This is a genomic window from Motilibacter rhizosphaerae, assembly GCF_004216915.1.
GTDB lineage: Bacteria > Actinomycetota > Actinomycetes > Motilibacterales > Motilibacteraceae > Motilibacter > Motilibacter rhizosphaerae.
Genome location: NZ_SGXD01000003.1, coordinates 289,525 through 308,056 on the forward strand (window position 1 = coordinate 289,525; position 18,532 = coordinate 308,056).

Annotated in this window: 14 protein-coding genes; 3 read left to right on the plus strand and 11 right to left on the minus strand. The window is 72.9% G+C overall.

All coding sequences use genetic code 11. From position 1 onward, the window contains the following. The first annotated feature begins 24 nt into the window (after positions 1–24). Together EV189_RS12145 and EV189_RS12150 are read left to right on the plus strand one after the other, a co-directional pair. Positions 25–1,002: an ATP-binding cassette domain-containing protein gene (locus EV189_RS12145; RefSeq protein ID WP_130493229.1), complete on the plus strand. Its 978-nt coding sequence runs from the start codon at positions 25–27 to the stop codon at positions 1,000–1,002. Further along, complete coding sequence (locus EV189_RS12150) at positions 999–1,820, plus strand: ABC transporter permease (protein WP_231116329.1); 822 nt, start codon at positions 999–1,001, stop codon at positions 1,818–1,820. The genes EV189_RS12145 and EV189_RS12150 overlap by 4 nt, the downstream gene beginning before the upstream one ends. Before the next feature lie 163 nt (positions 1,821–1,983). Here the strand turns inward: EV189_RS12150 and ilvC are convergent, their stop codons facing one another. The 7 genes from ilvC to nicT form a co-directional block, all read right to left on the minus strand. After that, positions 1,984–3,012 carry a ketol-acid reductoisomerase gene (gene ilvC, locus EV189_RS12155; protein ID WP_130493230.1) on the minus strand — a complete coding sequence of 343 codons (1,029 nt, stop codon included), beginning with the start codon at positions 3,010–3,012 and terminating at the stop codon, positions 1,984–1,986. 41 nt (positions 3,013–3,053) lie between these two features. Beyond that, positions 3,054–3,578: an acetolactate synthase small subunit gene (ilvN, locus tag EV189_RS12160; RefSeq protein ID WP_130493231.1), complete on the minus strand. Its 525-nt coding sequence runs from the start codon at positions 3,576–3,578 to the stop codon at positions 3,054–3,056. Then, a complete protein-coding gene (locus EV189_RS12165; RefSeq protein ID WP_130493232.1) occupies positions 3,575–5,344 on the minus strand; it encodes an acetolactate synthase large subunit in 1,770 nt (589 codons plus the stop codon). Before EV189_RS12165 ends, ilvN begins: the two co-directional genes overlap by 4 nt. 468 nt (positions 5,345–5,812) lie before the next feature. After that, entirely contained in the window at positions 5,813–7,501 is a 1,689-nt protein-coding gene (gene ilvD / locus EV189_RS12170; RefSeq protein ID WP_231116330.1) for a dihydroxy-acid dehydratase, read from the minus strand. Between the two features lie 98 nt (positions 7,502–7,599). Beyond that, a complete protein-coding gene (locus EV189_RS12175) occupies positions 7,600–8,466 on the minus strand; it encodes a methylenetetrahydrofolate reductase (RefSeq protein WP_130493234.1) in 867 nt (288 codons plus the stop codon). Next, the gene (locus EV189_RS12180; RefSeq protein ID WP_130493235.1) at positions 8,456–9,355 is read right to left on the minus strand and encodes a 2-hydroxyacid dehydrogenase; all 900 of its coding nucleotides are present in this window, start codon (positions 9,353–9,355) and stop codon (positions 8,456–8,458) included. Before EV189_RS12180 ends, EV189_RS12175 begins: the two co-directional genes overlap by 11 nt. Before the next feature lie 62 nt (positions 9,356–9,417). After that, the gene (gene nicT / locus EV189_RS12185) at positions 9,418–10,539 is read right to left on the minus strand and encodes a Nickel transporter NicT (RefSeq protein ID WP_196788579.1); all 1,122 of its coding nucleotides are present in this window, start codon (positions 10,537–10,539) and stop codon (positions 9,418–9,420) included. A gap of 283 nt (positions 10,540–10,822) precedes the next feature. On the opposite strand from nicT, the gene EV189_RS12190 reads away from it, so the two are divergent. Continuing rightward, positions 10,823–12,673 (plus strand): family 43 glycosylhydrolase, encoded by a 1,851-nt coding sequence (locus EV189_RS12190; RefSeq protein ID WP_231116331.1) that lies wholly within the window; start codon positions 10,823–10,825, stop codon positions 12,671–12,673. A gap of 329 nt (positions 12,674–13,002) precedes the next feature. Here EV189_RS12190 and gatB read toward each other — a convergent pair whose 3' ends face one another. The 4 genes from gatB to ligA are packed head-to-tail and all read right to left on the minus strand — an operon-like array spanning position 13,003 to position 18,530. Further along, the gene (gene gatB / locus EV189_RS12195) at positions 13,003–14,520 is read right to left on the minus strand and encodes an Asp-tRNA(Asn)/Glu-tRNA(Gln) amidotransferase subunit GatB (protein ID WP_130493237.1); all 1,518 of its coding nucleotides are present in this window, start codon (positions 14,518–14,520) and stop codon (positions 13,003–13,005) included. After that, complete coding sequence (gatA, locus tag EV189_RS12200; protein ID WP_130493238.1) at positions 14,517–16,058, minus strand: Asp-tRNA(Asn)/Glu-tRNA(Gln) amidotransferase subunit GatA; 1,542 nt, start codon at positions 16,056–16,058, stop codon at positions 14,517–14,519. The genes gatB and gatA overlap by 4 nt, the downstream gene beginning before the upstream one ends. Next, positions 16,055–16,354, minus strand: a complete 300-nt coding sequence (gene gatC, locus EV189_RS12205) for an Asp-tRNA(Asn)/Glu-tRNA(Gln) amidotransferase subunit GatC (RefSeq protein ID WP_130493239.1) — start codon at positions 16,352–16,354, stop codon at positions 16,055–16,057. Before gatC ends, gatA begins: the two co-directional genes overlap by 4 nt. A gap of 22 nt (positions 16,355–16,376) precedes the next feature. Further along, positions 16,377–18,530, minus strand: a complete 2,154-nt coding sequence (ligA, locus tag EV189_RS12210; protein WP_130493240.1) for an NAD-dependent DNA ligase LigA — start codon at positions 18,528–18,530, stop codon at positions 16,377–16,379. Positions 18,531–18,532 lie beyond the last annotated feature (2 nt).

The window sequence follows — 18,532 nt, forward strand, 5'->3', positions numbered from 1 at the left end:
CGGTCCCCATCCCATGGAGGACCCGTGTCCGCACCACCCTCGGCGATCACCGCCGAGTCCCTCGTCAAGACCTACCCCGGCGGCAAGGGGAAGGAGCCCGTCCGCGCCCTCGACGGGCTCGACCTCACCGTCGCCGCCGGCAGCGTGCTCGGCCTGCTCGGCCCCAACGGCGCCGGGAAGTCCACCGCCGTGCGCATCCTCACCACGCTCGCCCGGCCCGACTCCGGACGCGCGCAGGTCGCCGGCCACGACGTCGCCCGCGACCCGGTCGCCGTCCGGCGTGCCGTCGGGCTGGTGGGCCAGCGCTCCTCCAGCGACCCGCTCCTGACCGGGCGCGAGAACCTCCTGCTGGCAGGCAGGATCCAGGGCATGACCGGCCGTGATGCCGGATCACGCACCGACGCGCTGCTCGAGCGGTTCGGCCTCGCCGACGCGGCGCACCGGCGCGTACGCGGCTGGTCCGGCGGCATGGCCCGCCGGCTCGACGTCGCCATCGGGCTGGTCCACCGTCCGCAGGTGCTCGTCGTCGACGAGCCGACCACCGGCCTCGACCCCGAGGCACGAGCAGCGCTGTGGCAGGAGATCCGCGCGATGCGCGCCCAGGAGCGGATGACCGTGCTGCTGACGACGCACTACCTCGACGAGGCAGATGCGCTGGCCGACCGGCTCGCGCTCGTGGACGCCGGCCGCGTCGTCGTCGAGGGGACGCCCGACGAGCTGAAGAGCGGCCTGCACGGCGACACCGTCACCGTCTCGCTGGCGTCCCCTGCGGCCGCCATGACGGCGGCGGGGCTCCTCGGCCGCGTACCCGGTCTGCGGGGGGTGTCCGTCGACGGCAGTTCGCTGAGGGCGCGCGCCGATGACGGGTCCCGTGCGCTGCCGGCGGTCCTCACCGCCCTCGACTCCGGCCGCGTCGAGGTCGTGGCGCTCGGCGTCGCGCGTCCGAGCCTCGACGACGTCTACCTCCACCACGTGGGGCACGGGCTGGGGGTGGCCGCGTGACCGCCGTCGCCCTCGAAGGAGTGCCTGCGGCGCAGCGGTCCTCGCTGTCAGGGCACTCGCGGCTGCTGACCGGCCGGGCGCTGCTGACCCTGCGGCGGCAGCCCGCCTATGCGGCCTTCACCCTGGTGCAGCCGGTGATCTGGCTGCTGCTGTTCGGGCAGCTGTTCAAGCCCGTCGTCTCCATCCCCGGCTTCGCGCACGGCTCCGGGTCCTACCTCGAGTTCCTCACGCCCGGCGTCGTCATGATGACCGCGCTGTTCTCCAGCGGCTGGGCAGGCACGGTGTTCATCGAGGACATGCAGCGCGGGGTGATGGACCGCCTGCTCGCCTCGCCCGTACGCCGTGGCGCGCTGATGGTCGGGAGCCTCGCCTACCAGGCGATCGTCACGGTCGTGCAGACCCTGGTCGTGCTCGGGCTGGCGGTGGCCACCGGTGCGCGTTTCGCGCACGCGTGGAGCGGTGCCGTCGTGACGCTGGTCGCCGCGGTCCTCGTCAGCGTGGTCGTGGCGTCGCTGTCGAACGCCCTGGCCCTGCTGCTGCGCCAGCAGGAGGCGCTCATCGGGATCAGCCAGTTCCTCGTGCTGCCGCTGCAGTTCGTCTCGTCGGCGCTGATGGACGTGCGCCTCTCCCCCGGCTGGGTACGCGCCGCGGCCCGCGTCAACCCGGTCGACTGGGCGGTGGTCGCGTCACGGGACTCGCTGTCGGCGGGCACCGACTGGGGTGCGGTCCTGGGCCGGCTCGGGCTGCTCGCCGCGCTGGCCGTGGTCATGGCGACGCTCGCGACGCGGGCGTTCGCGGCGTACCAGAAGTCGCTGTAGGGCAGGCAGATCTCTCAGGAACGGACGGAGGGGCCGTCCCCCGTGGTGTCGGGGACGGCCCCTCCGGGGGCGCGCCGGCTCGGGGCCGGTCGCTACCGCGGTGCGCCGGGTGGGCGCGCCGCGGGGTCTGTGGTGGGTGCGCCAGCACCCGGGAGCACGAGCGTCAGCGCGAGGCGGAGCCCTCGGTGTAGTCGTCGTCGGACGACTTGACCCAGCTCATGAGCTTGCGCAGCTCGCGGCCGGTCGCCTCGATCGGGTGCTGCTCGCCCTGCGCGCGCAGCGCCTTGAACTCCGGCGCACCGGCGTCCTGGTCGGCGATGAAGCGGGCGGCGAAGGTGCCGTCCTGGATGTCGGTGAGGACGTCCTTCATGCGCGCCTTCACCGAGGCGTCGATGACGCGCGGGCCGGAGACGTAGTCGCCGTACTCCGCGGTGTCGGACACCGACCAGCGCTGCTTGGCGATGCCGCCCTCGTACATGAGGTCGACGATGAGCTTGAGCTCGTGGAGGCACTCGAAGTACGCGACCTCGGGCTGGTAGCCCGCCTCGGTGAGGATCTCGAAGCCGGTCTGCACGAGGGCGGACATGCCGCCGCAGAGGACGGCCTGCTCACCGAACAGGTCGGTCTCGGTCTCCTCGGTGAAGGTGGTCTTGATGCCGCCGGCGCGCAGGCCGCCGATCCCCTTGGCGTAGGAGAGGGCGAGCTGCCAGGCCGAGCCGGTCGCGTCCTGCTCGACCGCGACGATCACGGGGACGCCGCGACCCTCGGAGTACTCGCGGCGCACCAGGTGGCCCGGCCCCTTCGGGGCGACCATGCAGACGTCGACGCCGGCCGGGGGCTTGATGTAGCCGAAGCGGATGTTGAAGCCGTGGCCGAAGAACAGCGCGTCGCCGTCCTGCAGGTTGGGCTCGATGTCGCTGGAGTAGACGTGGCGCTGCACGTGGTCCGGCGTGAGGATCATGATGAGGTCGGCCTCGGCGGCCGCCTCGGCCGGCGTGACGACGCGCAGGCCCTCGGCCTCGGCCCTGGCGCGGCTCTTCGAGCCCTCGGGCAGGCCGACGCGGACGTCGACGCCGGAGTCCCGCAGGGACAGCGCGTGCGCGTGCCCCTGGCTGCCGTAGCCGATCACCGCGACCGTACGGCCCTGGATGATCGAGAGGTCGGCGTCGTCGTCGTAGAACAGCTCTGCCACTGGGGGTTCTCCTGTTGCGGTGGGGTGGGGGGACGCGAGTCTCAGGCGCTGCGCTCGACCGGGCGCAGCGCACGGTCGGCGATGGAGCGGGAGCCGCGGCCGACCGCGACCATCCCGCTCTGCACGAGCTCCTTGATGCCGAACGGCTCGAGGACGCGCAGGAGCGCCGCGAGCTTCTCGCCGTTGCCGGTGGCCTCGATCGTGACGGCATCGGTGGCGACGTCGACGACCTTGGCGCGGAACAGCTGGGCGGTCTCCAGGATGTGGGACCGGGTCTGCAGGTCGGCCTTCACCTTGACCAGCAGGAGCTCGCGCTGGACCGAGGTCGACGGCTCCAGCTCGACGATCTTGATGACGTTGACCAGCTTGTTGAGCTGCTTGGTGACCTGCTCGAGCGGGAGCTCGTCGACCTCGACCACGACGGTCATGCGGGAGACGCCCGGGGTCTCGGTGCGGCCGACCGCCAGCGAGTCGATGTTGAAGCCCCGCCGGGAGAACAGCCCCGAGATGCGGGCGAGCACCCCGGGCTTGTCCTCGACCAGGACGGAGAGCGTGTGCTTGCTCACTGGACCTCCACGCCCGTCTCGCTCTCCTCGCGGTCCCACACGGGAGCGAGGCTGCGGGCCACCATGATGTCGTCGTTGCTGGTGCCGGCGGCGACCATCGGCCAGACCATCGCGTCCTGGTGGACGACGAAGTCGATGACGACGGGGGCGTCGTCGATCGACATGGCCTTCTCGATCGTCGCGTCGACCTGCTCGGCGCTCTCGCAGCGCAGGCCCACGCAGCCGTACGCGTCGGCGAGCTTGACGAAGTCCGGGATGCGCCGGCTCTGCAGGTCGGTGTTGGAGTAGCGCCCGCCGTAGAACAGCGTCTGCCACTGGCGGACCATCCCGAGGCTGCCGTTGTTGATGACGGCCACCTTGATCGGGATGTCGTTGATGGCGCAGGTGGCGAGCTCCTGGTTGGTCATCTGGAAGCAGCCGTCGCCGTCGATCGCCCACACCGTCGCGTCAGGACGGCCGACCTTGGCGCCCATCGCGGCGGGAACGGCGTAGCCCATGGTCCCGGCACCGCCGGAGTTCAGCCAGGTGTTGGGGTTCTCGTAGTCGATGAACTGCGCGGCCCACATCTGGTGCTGGCCCACCCCGGAGGCGTAGATCGCCTCGGGGCCGGCGATCTTGCCGAGCCGGGAGATGACGTACTGCGGCGAGACCGAGCCGTCGTCGGGCTCGTCGTAGCCGAGCGGGAAGCGCTCGAGCCACGACCCGACCGTGGCCCACCATGCGGCGAGGTCGAGACCGTGGCCCTGCGCCTCGAACTCCGCCTTGAGTGCCGCGGTGAGCTCGCTGATGACCTCGCGGCAGTCCCCCACGATGGGGATGTCCGCCGTGCGGTTCTTCGAGATCTCGGCCGGGTCGATGTCGGCGTGGATGACCTTCGCCAGCGGGGCGAAGCTCGACAGCTTGCCGGTGACGCGGTCGTCGAACCGCGCGCCGAGCGTGATGAGCAGGTCGGCCTTCTGCAGGGCCGTCACCGCCGCGACGGTGCCGTGCATGCCCGGCATGCCGAGGTGCTGCGGGTGGCTGTCGGGGAAGGCCCCGCGCGCCATCAGCGTCGTCACCACGGGGATGCCCGTGAGCTCCGCGAGCTGGCGCAGCTCCGCGGAGGCGCGGGCGCGGATGACGCCGCCGCCGACGTAGAGCACCGGGCGCTTGCTGGACAGGATGAGCTTCGCCGCCTCACGGACCTGCTTGCCGTGGGGCTTGCTCACCGGGCGGTAGCCCGGGAGGTCGATGCTGCTCGGCCAGGTGAAGGTGGTCAGGCTCTGCAGGGCGTCCTTCGCGACGTCGACGAGGACCGGGCCCGGTCGGCCGGTCGAGGCGATGTGGAAGGCCTCGGCGATCGCCCGCGGGATCTCCGCCGGGTCGGTCACGAGGAAGTTGTGCTTGGTGATCGGCATCGTGATGCCGCTGATGTCGGCTTCCTGGAAGGCGTCCGTCCCGATCGCGGCGCTGGGGACCTGCCCCGTCACCGCGACCATCGGCACCGAGTCCATGTACGCGTCGGCGATCGGCGTCACGAGGTTGGTCGCGCCCGGCCCGCTCGTCGCCATGCAGACGCCGACGCGGCCGGTGGCCACGGCGTACCCCTCGGCGGCGTGTCCCGCGCCCTGCTCGTGGCGGACGAGGATGTGCCGGATCTTCTCGGAGTCGAACAGCGGGTCGTAGGCCGGGAGGATCGCGCCGCCGGGGATGCCGAAGACGGTGTCTACGCCGGCGGCCTCCAGGGAGCGGACCAGGCTCTGCGCGCCGGTGAGCTGCTCTGCCACTCTTCCACCTTCCTCGACTGCGGTTCCAGTGTGACGTACGGTCCTCGGCCAACAAAAAACCCCCCGGCCCGATGAACTGGGCGACGAGGGGTAGCGCGCTCGGCTAGGTCGTCAGCCAGCGCGCCCGATGAGTACGAGGAGGTTCTGCACGGTCCCATCCTGCCCGACGCCCCGCCGTCCTGTCCACTCGCCCCTGCCGCGAGGCCCACGCCCCTCCCCGTGATCATGCAGATCCTGGGCGCCCCGCTCGACACGGCACCCCCCATGCCTCCGCATGATCATGCACATCCTGTGCGCCCCTCGTGCGTGGCCGCCCACCCCCCCGTGATCATGCAGGTCCTGGGCGGCCCAGGACGTGCATGATCACGGGGAAGGGGTGGGGCGTGCACCCCGCCGCAGGGGCGGGGCGCGACACGCCCCTCCCCAAGATGTGCATGATCACGGGGAAGGGGGTTGCCCCGTCGTCCGTCAGCCGCAGGTGGCGCCGGTGGCGGCCGAGCCCACGAGCTTGCGGTACTTCGCCAGCACGCCCGTCGTGTACTTCGGCGCCGGCGGGGCCCAGCCCTCCTTGCGCGACTCGAGCTCCGCGTCGTCGACGAGCACGTCGAGCAGGCCGTTCTCGACGTCGAGCCGGATGCGGTCGCCGGTGCGCACGAACGCGATCGGGCCCGCGTCGACGGCCTCGGGGGCGACGTGGCCGACGCACAGGCCCGTGGTGCCGCCGGAGAACCGGCCGTCGGTCAGCAGGAGCACGTCCTTGCCGAGCCCCGCGCCCTTGATGGCGCCGGTGATGGCGAGCATCTCGCGCATGCCGGGGCCGCCCTTCGGGCCCTCGTAGCGGATGACGACGACGTCACCGGCGACGATCGTGCCGTCCTCCAGCGCGTCCATCGCCGCGCGCTCGCCGTCGAAGACGCGCGCGGTGCCCTCGAAGACCGTGCTGTCGAAGCCCGCCGACTTCACGACCGCACCCTCGGGGGCGAGCGTGCCGTGGAGGATCGTGATGCCGCCGGTCTTGTGGATCGGGTTCGACAGCTGGCGGATGACCGTGCCGTCCGGCGCCGGGGCAGCGAGCTCCTCGAGGTTCTCGGCCATCGTCTTGCCGGTCACCGTGAGCGTCGAGCCGTCGAGCAGGCCCGCGTCGAGCAGCGCCTTCATGACGACGGGGATGCCGCCGATGCGGTCCACGTCGTACATCACGTGGCGGCCGAAGGGCTTGAGGTCACCGAGGTGCGGGACCTTGGCGCCGATGCGGATGAAGTCCTGCAGCGTCAGGTCGACCTCGGCCTCGCGGGCGATCGCGAGCAGGTGCAGCACCGCGTTGGTCGAGCCGCCGAGCGCCATGACGACCGCGATCGCGTTCTCGAACGCCGGCTTGGTGAGGATCTGCCGCGCGGTGATCCCCTTGTGCAGCAGGCCGACCACGGCCTCACCGGAGGCGACCGCGAAGCCGTCGCGGCGGCGGTCGACGGCGGGCGGGGCGGCGGAGCCGGGCAGCGACATGCCCATCGCCTCGGCGGCCGCCGCCATGGTGTTCGCGGTGTACATGCCGCCGCACGCGCCCTCGCCGGGGCAGATCGCCCGCTCGATGGCGTCGACGTCCTCGCGCGACATGAGCCCGCGGGCGCACGCGCCCACGGCCTCGAACGCGTCGATGATGGTGACCTCGCGGTCCGTCCCGTCCGACATGCGCGCCTTGCCGGGCAGGATCGACCCGGCGTAGAGGAACACGCTGGCGAGGTCGAGGCGCGCGGCTGCCATGAGCATGCCCGGCAGCGACTTGTCGCAGCCGGCCAGCAGGACCGAGCCGTCGAGGCGCTCGGCGCTCATCACGGTCTCGACCGAGTCGGCGATGATCTCGCGCGACACCAGGGAGAAGTGCATCCCCTCGTGGCCCATCGAGATGCCGTCGGACACCGAGATCGTGCCGAACTCCATGGGGAAGCCGTCGGCCTTGCGGACGCCGTCCTTCGACGCCTTGGCGAGGCGGTCGAGGGAGAGGTTGCAGGGGGTGATCTCGTTCCAGGAGGACGCGACACCGATCTGCGGCTTGGCGAAGTCCTCGTCCTGCATGCCTACCGCGCGGAGCATGCCGCGCGCCGCGGTCTTCTCCAGTCCGTCGGTGACGTCCCTGCTGCGGGGCTTGAGGTCCACCATGCCCATGTCCTTCGCGTGCGCCGGAGTTGGCCGTCGTGATCGTACGCGCCGGTCCCGCCGCTCGGACGGGCCGACCGAGGCGTGGACGTGCGGGGACGTCAGGCCCGGTCGAGCCCGGCGAGCACCTCGAGCGTCCCCGTGGCGCGGTTCATCGTGTAGAAGTGCAGCCCCGGCGCCCCTCCGGCGAGCAGCTCGCGCGCCACGCGGGTCGTGTGGGCGACCCCGACGGCACGGCCCGCCTCCCGGTCGCCGTCGACCGCGCGCAGCCGGTCGAGCAGCTCCTGCGGCACGGGGGCGCCCGACATCAGCGCCATCTTCTCGGCCTGCTGCACGGTGCTGATGACGCGCAGGCCGGGCACGACCGGCGTGGTGACGCCGCGCGCCGCCATCTCGTCGACGAAGCCCAGGTAGTCCTCGGCCCGGTTGACGAACTGCGTCAGCGCGAAGTCGGCCTCGCGCAGCTTGGCCGCCTGGTGGTCGAGGTCCTGCTCCCGGGTGTCGGCGGCGGGGTGGCCCTCGGGGTGCACGGCCACGCCGACGCACGGGATGCCCCGGTCGCGCGCGAGGCGGGCGAGCTCCACGGCGTACCGGAGCTCGCCGGGCGGCAGCGGCTCGGTCGCCGTCAGCGGCGGGTCGCCGTGCAGCGCGAGCAGGCTCGTCACCCCTGCGGCGATGTAGCGGTCGAGGATGCCCACCAGCTCCGTGCGGCGGTGCGCGGCGCAGGTGAGGTGCGGGAGCGGCAGCACGTCGGTGCCGGCGAGCTGCTCGACGAGCGCCTCGGTGCGGCCGCGGTCGCTGCCGGCCGCGCCGTACGTCACGGCGACGAACGCCGGGTGCACCGGCGCGAGCTCGCGCAGGGCGGCGGCGAGCGCCTCCTCCCCCGCGGGGGTACGCGGTGGCAGCAGCTCGACGGAGACGAACCGCCCGCGCGCGATGCGGTCGCGGACCGTCGGGTCAGTAGTCACCGGTGATGACGTTCTCGAGCGGCTCGCCGGCGGCCCAACGGGCCAGCTGGGCGGTGACGAGCGCCTGCGCGCGCGGGTGCATCGCCGACGTGCCGCCGCCCACGTGCGGGGTGAGCACGAGTCCGGGGGCGGACCAGAGCGGGTGGCCCGCGGGCAGGGGCTCGGGCTCGGTGACGTCGAGCCCGGCGAGCAGCCGGCCCGACTGCAGCTCCGCGAGCAGTGCGTCGGTGTCCACGACGGGCCCGCGCGCGACGTTGACGAGCACCGCGCCGTCCGGCAGGGCGGCGAGGAACTCCGCGTCGACGAGCCCGCGGGAGGCGTCGGTGAGCGGCACGAGCACGATGACGACCTCGGCGTGCGGCAGCAGCTGCGGCAGCTCGTCGAGCCCGTGGACGCCCTCCCGGGGGCGGCGGGCGACGCGCGTGACCTCCACCTCGAACCCCGCGAGCCGCCGCTCCACGGCGGCGCCGATCGAGCCGTAGCCGAGGATGAGCACGCGCCGGTCGGCCAGCCCCCGCGTACTGCGCGGCTTCCACTCCCCGCGGTCCTGCGCCAGCGCGAACGCCGGCAGGTCGCGCAGCGCACTCAGCGCGAGCGCGACGGCGAGCTCGGCGGTCGAGGCGTCGTGGACGCCCTTGGCGTTGCAGAGCGTCACCCCGTCGGGCACCAGCGGCAGGAACGAGTCGACCCCCGCGGACAGCGTCTGCACGACCTGGAGGGCGGGCAGGTGCGGGACCGCGGCCGCGATCGTCTCGGTCGACCGGATGTACGGCGGGACGAGGAACCCCACGTCCGCCACGTCGTCAGGCAGCGCGCTGCGGCCGTCCCAGCGGGTGACCCGGACGCCGTCGGGCGCGGTGATGCCGTCGATGCAGATGAGCGCGTGCACGCGGGCACGCTACCCGGCGCTCCGCGGAGCGCCCGGTGCGGGCGGAGGGACGCCGTAGGCGGTCAGTCGGCCTGCACGAGGCCGGCTGTCCACTTCTCCTCGATGCGCGCCCACTTCCACAGCCCCAGCGCCACGCCCCAGGTCACGACGAACAGGCCGACGATCGCGTAGCCGACGTAGTTGAGGTCGAGCGAGCCGACCGTCGCGAGCGGGCCGGACGTGATGCCGAAGCGGTCGACGAGGATCGAGACGACCTCGATCGCGCCGATGCCGAGCGCGACGGCGACCGAGAGCGCCGTGACGGTGAGGTTGTAGTAGACCTTGCGCACCGGCTTGGAGAACGCCCAGCCGTAGGCGAAGTTCATGAAGCAGCCGTCGATCGCGTCGAGCAGGCTCATGCCCGCGGCGAACAGCACGGGCAGGACGAGGATCGCGTACCAGGGCAGGGAGAAGGCGGCAGCTCCGCCGGCGAGCACGAGGAGCGAGACCTCGGTCGCGGTGTCGAAGCCGAGGCCGAACAGCAGGCCCACGGGGTACATCTGCCACGGACGGCTCACACCCCGCATGACTCGGCCGAGCACGCGGTTGAGCAGCCCGCGGTTGTCGAGCTGGCGCTCGAGCTCGGCCTCGTCGAAGGTGCCGCTGCGCATCTGGCGGAAGACCCCGAGGATGCCGCGCAGCACCACGAGGTTGAGCAGCCCGATGAGCAGCAGGAAGGTCGCCGAGACGCTGGTGCCGATGAGGCCGGTGACCTGCTGCAGGCGCGAGGAGCCGTCCTCGACCTGGCTGGCGAGCGCCCGGACGCCGATCGCGAGCAGCGCGCAGAGCCCGAACACGACGCTGGAGTGCCCGAGCGAGAACCAGAAGCCGACCGACAGCGGACGCTTCCCCTCCGCCATGAGCTTGCGGGTCGTGCCGTCGATCGCGGCGATGTGGTCGGCGTCGAAGGCGTGGCGCATGCCGAGGGTGTACGCCGTCAGCCCGAGCCCGACGCCGAAGACCTCCTGCGGGCCGATGCGGTAGTGGTGCGGCGCGATGACGCCGACCAGCAGGCCCCAGCCGAGGACGTGGAGGAGCAGGACGAACCCGGCCATGCCGAGCAGCGAGGCCCACTCGCCCCGGGACAGCCGCGCACGGACGCGTCCCACGAGGGTCGGGCGGTCCGCCGGGGTCTCGACGGTCATCAGCGCCACGGCGTTGCTCCTCCGGCTCGGGCTCGGCTCCTCCTGGACCCTAGGGCCAGCAGGACGTAGTTGCAAAGGGTTCGCAGGAGCGAGTCTTCCGTAGAGGGGTTCGGAGCGCCCGCCGGGACGGACGGGTCCCTGGCCTCTGCGATCCCGGTGATCGTTCCTGCACGCTTGCGTCGTCGGATGCGCGCCGGTGGTTGACGAGCGATCGGTCGCCGAGCAGTCTGTGGGGCACCAACGGACGACGACGTCGAAGGGGTCCCTTGTCATGAGGCACGCTGTGCCACCGCAGTCCCGGAGGTGGCGAGCGCGGCTCGCCGTCACCCTGCTCGCCGTGGGCCTCGCCGCCCCGGCCCTGTCCGGCACCGCCTCCGCGGCGGCCAAGCGCGACGACGGGAGCCACCTCCCGATCGCGCCGGTGATCGACAGCAACGTCCCCGACCCGGACGTGCTGCTGGTCGACGGGGTCTACCACGCGTACGCGACCAACGACCACGGCCAGAACATCCAGCACCAGACCTCGACCGACCTGCGCCACTGGACCCCGCAGCCGGACGCCCTCCCGCAGCTCGGCGCGTGGACCGGCCCGTGCTCGTTCGCGCCCGGCGGTGCGACCGACTCGTGCGTGTGGGCCCCGGACGTGCAGCAGGTCCCGGGCGGGTTCGCGATGTACTACACCGCGCGCGACGCGGCCTCGCAGAAGCAGTGCATCGGCGTCGCGACGGCGTCGACCCCGGCCGGGCCGTTCACGCCGGTGGGCGACCAGCCGCTGGTCTGCCCGACGCAGACGAACCCGCCGGACCTCGGCGGTGCCATCGACGCGGCCACCTACCGCGAGGGCGGCCAGCTCTGGCTGCTGTGGAAGGCCGACGGCAACTGCTGCAGCAAGCCGGCGACCATCTACGTCCAGCCGCTGTCCGCCGACGGCACGACGCTGACCGGGCCCGGCACGGAGCTCATCCACAACGACCAGCCCTGGGAGGGCGCGGTCGTCGAGGGCCCGACGCTCGTCAAGCACGGCGGCACGTACTACCTCTTCTACTCGGCCAACGACTTCTACGGCGGGAACTACCGCACCGGCTGGGCGACCGCGACGAGCATCACCGGCCCGTACACGAAGCGGGGGGAGCTCATGACCTCCGACCGCTTCCAGGGCGACGTGCGCGGCCCCGGCGGTCAGGACGTCGTGACCCGGCCCGACGGCAGCACGGTCATCATCTTCCACGGCTGGGACCCGACGTTCACGTACCGCGCGATGTACACCAGCCCGCTCACGTGGAGCGCCGACGGGACGCCGGTCGTGCAGGCCGAGGCGACGCGCTACGAGGCGGAGGACGGCACCATCACCGACGCGCGGGTCGTGGGCGACGACAGCGCCTCGGGCGGGAAGAAGGTCGGCGGGCTCGACAACGCGGACAGCTCGGTGACCGTGCGGGTCCACCGCGACGCGGCGGGACCGGCGACGATCGGCATCCGGTACGCCAACGGGTCCTTCGACGGGCCCAACCGCGTGCTGTCCAGCGACCACCTCAGCATCAACGGGGTCGCGCAGGCCGACGTGGTCTTCCCCCACACCACGTGGGGGAACTGGCAGAACGCCGAGCGCCGCGTCGACCTGAAGGCCGGCTGGAACACCGTGACGCTGACCAAGGCGACCTACTACGCCGAGATCGACGCCATCGACGTGTACGACCACGCACCGCAGCCGCTGCCCTTCGTCACCCCGGCGAACCCCGTCGGGGCGACGCGGTACGAGGCCGAGGCCGGCACCGTGACCCACGCGCGTGTGGTCGGCGACGACAGTGCTTCTGGCGGCGCCAAGGTGGGTGGGCTGGACTTCCCCGACAGCTCGGTGAGCGTCCAGGTGTACGCGCCGCACACGCAGAAGGCCCAGCTGGGCATCCGCTTCGCCAACGGCTCCGAGCGCGGCGGCTACCTGCTCCGCTCCTCGGACCGGGTGACCGTCAACGGCCAGGACCAGGGCACGGTGTTCTTCCCGCACACGCGGTGGGGCGACTGGCAGACGCTGAGCACGGAGATCCGGCTGCACAAGGGCTGGAACACCGTGACGCTGACGAAGGTCTCGTTCTACGCCGAGATCGACGCGCTGGACGTGACGCTGCTGGGCTGACGCCCGGGCCGGCCCCCAGTTGATCGGGGGCCTCGATCGAGTGGGGGTCACCTCGGGCGCATGTGCTCGGGGTGACCCCCACGTCCTCGTGCTGGGCCCGCGTTGATCGGGGCCCCCGATCAACCGGGCTGCCGGCCGCCGCCGGCCGACGCGTTGGGGGCGCCCCGTACGGGCGAGGGGGAAGCTCGGCACGAGCAATCGGGGGTCACCTCGAGCGAATCCGCTCCAGATGACCCCCAGTTGCTCGTAGTGGCCCCCCAGTTGATCGGGCTACCCGATCAACTGGGGCCGAGACGGCGCCCGCGACGAGGCACGCCGCCGTACGGGCCTCAGCCCCCCACGCGCTCCAGCACCAGCTCGCGCACCCGCGCCGCGTCGGCCTGCCCCTTCGTCGCCTTCATCACGGCGCCCACGAGCGCGCCGGCGGCCGCGACCTTGCCGCTGCGGATCTTCTCGACCACGTCGGGGTTGGCGGCGAGCGCCTCGTCCACGGCAGCCGTGAGCGCGCCCCCGTCGGACACGACCTGCAGCCCGCGCGCCGCGACCACCTCGTCCGGGGTGCCCTCCCCCGCCAGCACGCCGTCGATCGCCTGGCGGGCCAGCTTGTCGTTGAGCGCACCGGACTCGACGAGCGCCTGCACGCGGGCCACGGCGGCTGGCGTGATGGCGAGCTCCTCGAGCTCCAGGCCGTCGACGTTGGCCCGGCGGGCGAGCTCGCCGGTCCACCACTTGCGGGCCGCGGCCGGCGAGGCGCCCGCCTCGACGGTCTCCTCGATGACGGACAGCGCGCCCGCGTTGACAACGTCGCGGAACTCCAGCTCGCTGAAGCCCCAGGCCTCGGCGAGCCGGCCCCGGCGTACGGACGGCGGCTCGGGCAGCGACGCGCGCAGCTCCTCCACCTGCTCGCGCGCCGGGGCGACCGGCACGAGGTCCGGCTCGGGGAAGTACCGGTAGTCCTCCGCCTGCTCCTTCGAGCGGCCCGAGGTCGTGACACCGGTGTCCTCGTGCCAGTGGCGGGTCTCCTGCACGATGCGCCCGCCCGAAGACAGGACGCCCGCGTGCCGCGTGATCTCGTAGCGCACGGCGCGCTCGATCGAGCGCAGGGAGTTGACGTTCTTCGTCTCCGACCGCGTGCCGAACTCGTCGCTCGGCGAGCGGCGCAGCGAGACGTTGAGGTCGGCGCGCAGCGACCCCTGCTCCATGCGGACGTCGGAGACGCCGAGCCCGCGGACCAGCTCGCGCAGGTGCGCGACGTAGGCCCGGGCGACCTGCGGCGCGAGCGCTCCCGTCCCCTCGATGGGCTTGGTGACGATCTCGATGAGCGGGATGCCCGCGCGGTTGTAGTCGACCAGCGAGTGGTCGGCACCGTGGATCCGGCCGGTAGCGCCGCCCACGTGCAGCGACTTCCCGGTGTCCTCCTCCATGTGCGCGCGCTCGATCGCGATGTCGAAGCTGCGCCCCTCGACCTCGACGGTCGTGACGCCGTCGAAGGCGATCGGCTCGTCGTACTGCGAGGTCTGGAAGTTCTTCGGCATGTCCGGGTAGAAGTAGTTCTTCCGCGCGAAGCGGCACTCCTCCGCGATCGAGCAGCCGAGCGCGAGGCCGATCCGCATCGCCGACTCGACCGCCGTGCGGTTGAGCACGGGCAGCGCGCCGGGCAGGCCCAGGCACACCGGGCAGACCTGGGTGTTGGGCTCGGCGCCGAACTCCGTGGGGCACCCGCAGAACATCTTCGACGCGGTCGAGAGCTCGACGTGCACCTCGATGCCCATGACGACGTCGAAGTCCGCCACGGCCTCCTCGAACGGCACGAGCTCCTGCGGCGGCTCGTAGGGCCGGTCGTTCATGAGGACGCTCCTTCCAGAGCAGGGGCGCGGTCGAGCAGCGGGCCGCCCCAGCGGTCGACCAGCGCGGCCTCGAGCGCGGCGCCCACGAGGTAGAGCCGGTCGTCGGCGAGGGCGGGCGCCATGACCTGGAAGCCCACCGGCAGGTCGTCGTCGGACAGCCCGCACGGCACGGAGATCGCCGCTCCCCCGGCCAGGTTGGACGGGATCGTGCAGAGGTCGTTCAGGTACATCGCCAGCGGGTCGTCGACCTTGTCGCCCAGCCGGAACGCCGTCGTCGGCGTCGTCGGCGAGACGAGCACGTCGACCTGGTCGTACGCCGCGGCGAAGTCCTGCGAGATCAGCGTGCGGACCTTCTGCGCCGAGCCGTAGTAGGCGTCGTAGTAGCCGCTCGACAGCGCGTAGGTGCCCAGCATGATGCGCCGCTTGACCTCGGGCCCGAAGCCGGCGGCGCGGGTCATCGCCATGACCTCCTCGGCGCTGTGCTCGCCGTCGTCACCGACGCGCAGGCCGTAGCGCATCGCGTCGAAGCGGGCGAGGTTGCTCGACGCCTCGCTCGGCGCGATGAGGTAGTACGCCGCCAGCGCGTAGCCGAAGTGCGGGCAGCTCACCTCGGTGACGGACGCCCCGAGCGAGGTCAGCAGCTCGACGGCCTCGCGGAAGCGCGCCTCGACGCCAGGCTGGTAGCCCTCTCCGGACAGCTCGCGCACGACGCCGATCCGCACGCCGCTCAGGTCCCCGCGGGCACCGCGCCTGGCCGCCTCGACGACCGGCGGCACCGGGGCGTCGATCGAGGTCGAGTCGAGCGGGTCGTAGCCGCCGATGACCTCGTGCAGCAGCGCGGCGTCGAGCACCGTGCGCGCGCACGGGCCCGCCTGGTCGAGCGAGGACGAGAAGGCGATGAGGCCGTAGCGCGACACCCCGCCGTAGGTCGGCTTCACGCCGACGGTGCCGGTCACCGCGCCGGGCTGGCGGATCGAGCCGCCGGTGTCGGTGCCGATCGCCAGCGGGGCCTCGTACGCCGCGAGCGCCGCCGCCGAGCCGCCGCCCGACCCGCCGGGGATCCGGTCGAGGTCCCAGGGGTTGTGCGTCGGGCCGTACGCCGAGTGCTCGGTCGACGAGCCCATCGCGAACTCGTCCATGTTGGTCTTGCCGAGGATGACGACGCCGGCGGCCTTGAGCCGCGCGGTGACGGTCGCGTCGTAGGGCGGGCGCCAGCCCTCGAGCATCCGGGAGCCCGCGGTCGTGGGGATCCCGCGCTGGGTGAGGACGTCCTTGAGCGCGAGCGGGACGCCGGCGAGCGGGCCGAGCGGCTCTCCGGCGGAGCGGCGCTCGTCCACCGCCCGGGCGGCAGCCAGCGCACCCTCGGTGTCGACGTGGAGGAACGCGTGGACGTCGTCGTCGACGGCGGCGATCCGGTCGAGGTGCGCCTGGGCGACCTCGACGGCGCTCACCGCACCGGACTCGACGGCGGCGGCGACCTGGCTGGCGGTGAGCCGCACGACCTCGGCGGCGGCCTCGCTGCTGAGCGGCTCGCTCACGCCTCCTCCCCCAGGATGCGGGGCACGCGGAAGCGGCCCTCCTCGCTCGCCGGGGCGCCGGCGAGCACGGCCTCCTGGCCGAGACCGGGGCGGGCCTCGTCGGGGCGGGTGACGTTGCGCAGCGGCAGCGGGTGGGAGGTCGGAGCCACGTCGGCCCCCGCGACCTCGCTCACCTGCGCGACGGCGCCGAGGATGACCTCGAGCTGCTCGGCGTAGTGCGCGAGCTCGTCGTCGGGCAGGTGCAGGCGGGCGAGCCGGGCGAGGTGCGCGACCTCGTCCCGTGACAGGGACGGCATGACCCCATCCTAGGGAGCGCGCTCACCCCTCCGTCCCGGCCTCCGGCTCGGCCGCTGCGCCTCCGTCCGCCGCTGCGGGCACCCCTGCCTCCGGCTCCGCCGCGGGCGCGACGGCCACCTCCCGCGCGGCGTCGGGACCCTGCTCGAGCAGGACACGGAAGCCCGCCTCGTCGAGCACGGGCACGCCGAGCGAGGCCGCCTTGTCCGCCTTGCTGCCGGGGCTCTCCCCCACGACGACGAACGCGGTCTTCTTCGAGACAGAACCGCTGACCTTGCCGCCGCGGTCCTGCACCGCCTCGGTCGCGCTGTCGCGGGAGAACCCCTCGAGCGTGCCGGTCACGACGACGCTGAGCCCGTCGAGCGGGCGCGGTCCGACGTCGGCGACCTCGTCGCGGGTCCGCATGCCGGAGGCCTCGATCCGGTCGAGCAGCTCCTGGTGCTGCGGCTGCGCGAACCAGTCGGCGATGACCCCGGCGACGACCGGGCCGACGCCCTCCACCTCCGCGATCTGCTCGGCGCTGGCAGCGCGCAGCTGCTCGAGGGAGGGGAAGACGCGGGTGATGGCCTGCGCCGTCGGAGGTCCGACGTGGCGGATCGAGAGCCCGACGAGCAGCCGCCACAGCGGGCGCTCCCGCTTCGCGACCTCGAGCGAGCCGAGGATCTGGTCGACCTTCTTCTGCCCGAACCCGCGCAGCCCCTCGAAGTCGTTGCGCTGCAGCGTGAACACACCGCCGATGTCGGAGATGCGGCCGTTCTCCAGCAGGGCGATGGCCGTCTCGTAGCCGAGGCCGTCGATGTCGAGCGCACTGCGCCCGGCCAGGTGGAAGACCGCCTCGCGGAGCTGCGCGGGGCAGCCGGCGGTGTTGGGGCAGCGCCAGTCGACGTCGCCCTCCGGGCGGTAGAGCTCGGTGCCGCACTCCGGGCAGTGCGTCCACATGACGAAGGGCGGGGGGTCGGCCGGCGAGAGGTCGGGCACGCGCGTCACGACCTCGGGGATGACGTCGCCTGCGCGGCGCACGACGACGGTGTCGCCCTCGTGGACGTCGCGGCGGCGCACCTCGTCCTCGTTGTGCAGCGTCGCCCGCGAGACCGTGACGCCACCCACCTGCACGGGCTCCAGCTCCGCGAAGGGCGTGACCCGGCCCGTGCGCCCGACGTTGGGGAGGATCCGCAGCAGCGTGGTGTTGACCTCCTCCGGCGGGAACTTGAAGGCGATCGCCCAGCGCGGGAACTTCGAGGTCGCCCCGAGGCGCCGCTGCAGCCCGAGCTGGTCGACCTTGAGCACGGCGCCGTCGATCTCGTGCTCGACGTCGTGGCGGTGCTCGCGCCAGTGCTCGAGGTAGGCGTGCACGCCGGCGAGGTCGGGGTGCACCTCGTAGCGGCTCGACACCGGCAGCCCGAGCTCCTGCAGCAGCGCGTAGGCGTCGGACTGGCGGCCGACGTCGAACCCGTCGCGCACGCCGATGCCGTGGAGCGTGAGCCGGAGCGGACGGGACGCGGTCACCCGCGGGTCCTTCTGCCGCAAGGAGCCCGCGGCGGCGTTGCGGGGGTTGGCGAAGGGCTGCTTGCCCTGCTCGACGAGGGTCGCGTTGAGCTCCTGGAACCGGTCGGTCGGGAAGAAGACCTCGCCACGCACCTCGAGCAGCCGCGGCACGCGCCCCCCGGCCGGCGCGGTGAGCCGGCTCGGCACGGTGTCGAGGCTGCGGATGTTGGGCGTGATGTCCTCGCCGGTGCGCCCGTCGCCGCGCGTCGCGCCGCGCACGAGCCGGCCGTCCTCGTAGACGAGGTCCACGGCGAGGCCGTCGATCTTCAGCTCGCAGAGCCAGTCCGCCTCGCCCTCGCCGACCTCGCGCGCGACGCGGGCGGCGAAGGCCCCGACCTCCTCCTCGGTGAAGGCGTTGTCGAGGCTCAGCAGCCGCTCGAGGTGCTCGACCGGCGTGAACAGCGTGGAGTACGTGCCGCCCACCCGCTGCGTCGGCGAGTCCGGCGTGCGCAGCGACGGGTGGGCGTCCTCGAGCTCCTGCAGCTCGCGCATCATCCGGTCGTAGTCGCCGTCGCTGACGGTCGGCGAGTCGAGGACGTAGTAGCGGTAGGAGTGCTCGTCGAGCTCGCGGGCGAGCTCCGCGTGGCGCTGCTCGGCCTCGACCGGCACCCCGCTCGACGTCTGCTGCACCATCG

Excerpts from the sequence above, each read along its gene's own strand:
- ilvD (WP_231116330.1), bottom strand. The coding sequence starts at position 7,501 with ATGGTGGACCTCAAGCCCCGCAGCAGGGACGTCACCGACGGACTGGAG.
- nicT (WP_196788579.1), bottom strand. The coding sequence starts at position 10,539 with ATGACCGTCGAGACCCCGGCGGACCGCCCGACCCTCGTGGGACGCGTC.
- gatB (WP_130493237.1), bottom strand. The coding sequence starts at position 14,520 with ATGAACGACCGGCCCTACGAGCCGCCGCAGGAGCTCGTGCCGTTCGAG.
- gatC (WP_130493239.1), bottom strand. The coding sequence starts at position 16,354 with ATGCCGTCCCTGTCACGGGACGAGGTCGCGCACCTCGCCCGGCTCGCC.
- ligA (WP_130493240.1), bottom strand. The coding sequence starts at position 18,530 with ATGGTGCAGCAGACGTCGAGCGGGGTGCCGGTCGAGGCCGAGCAGCGC.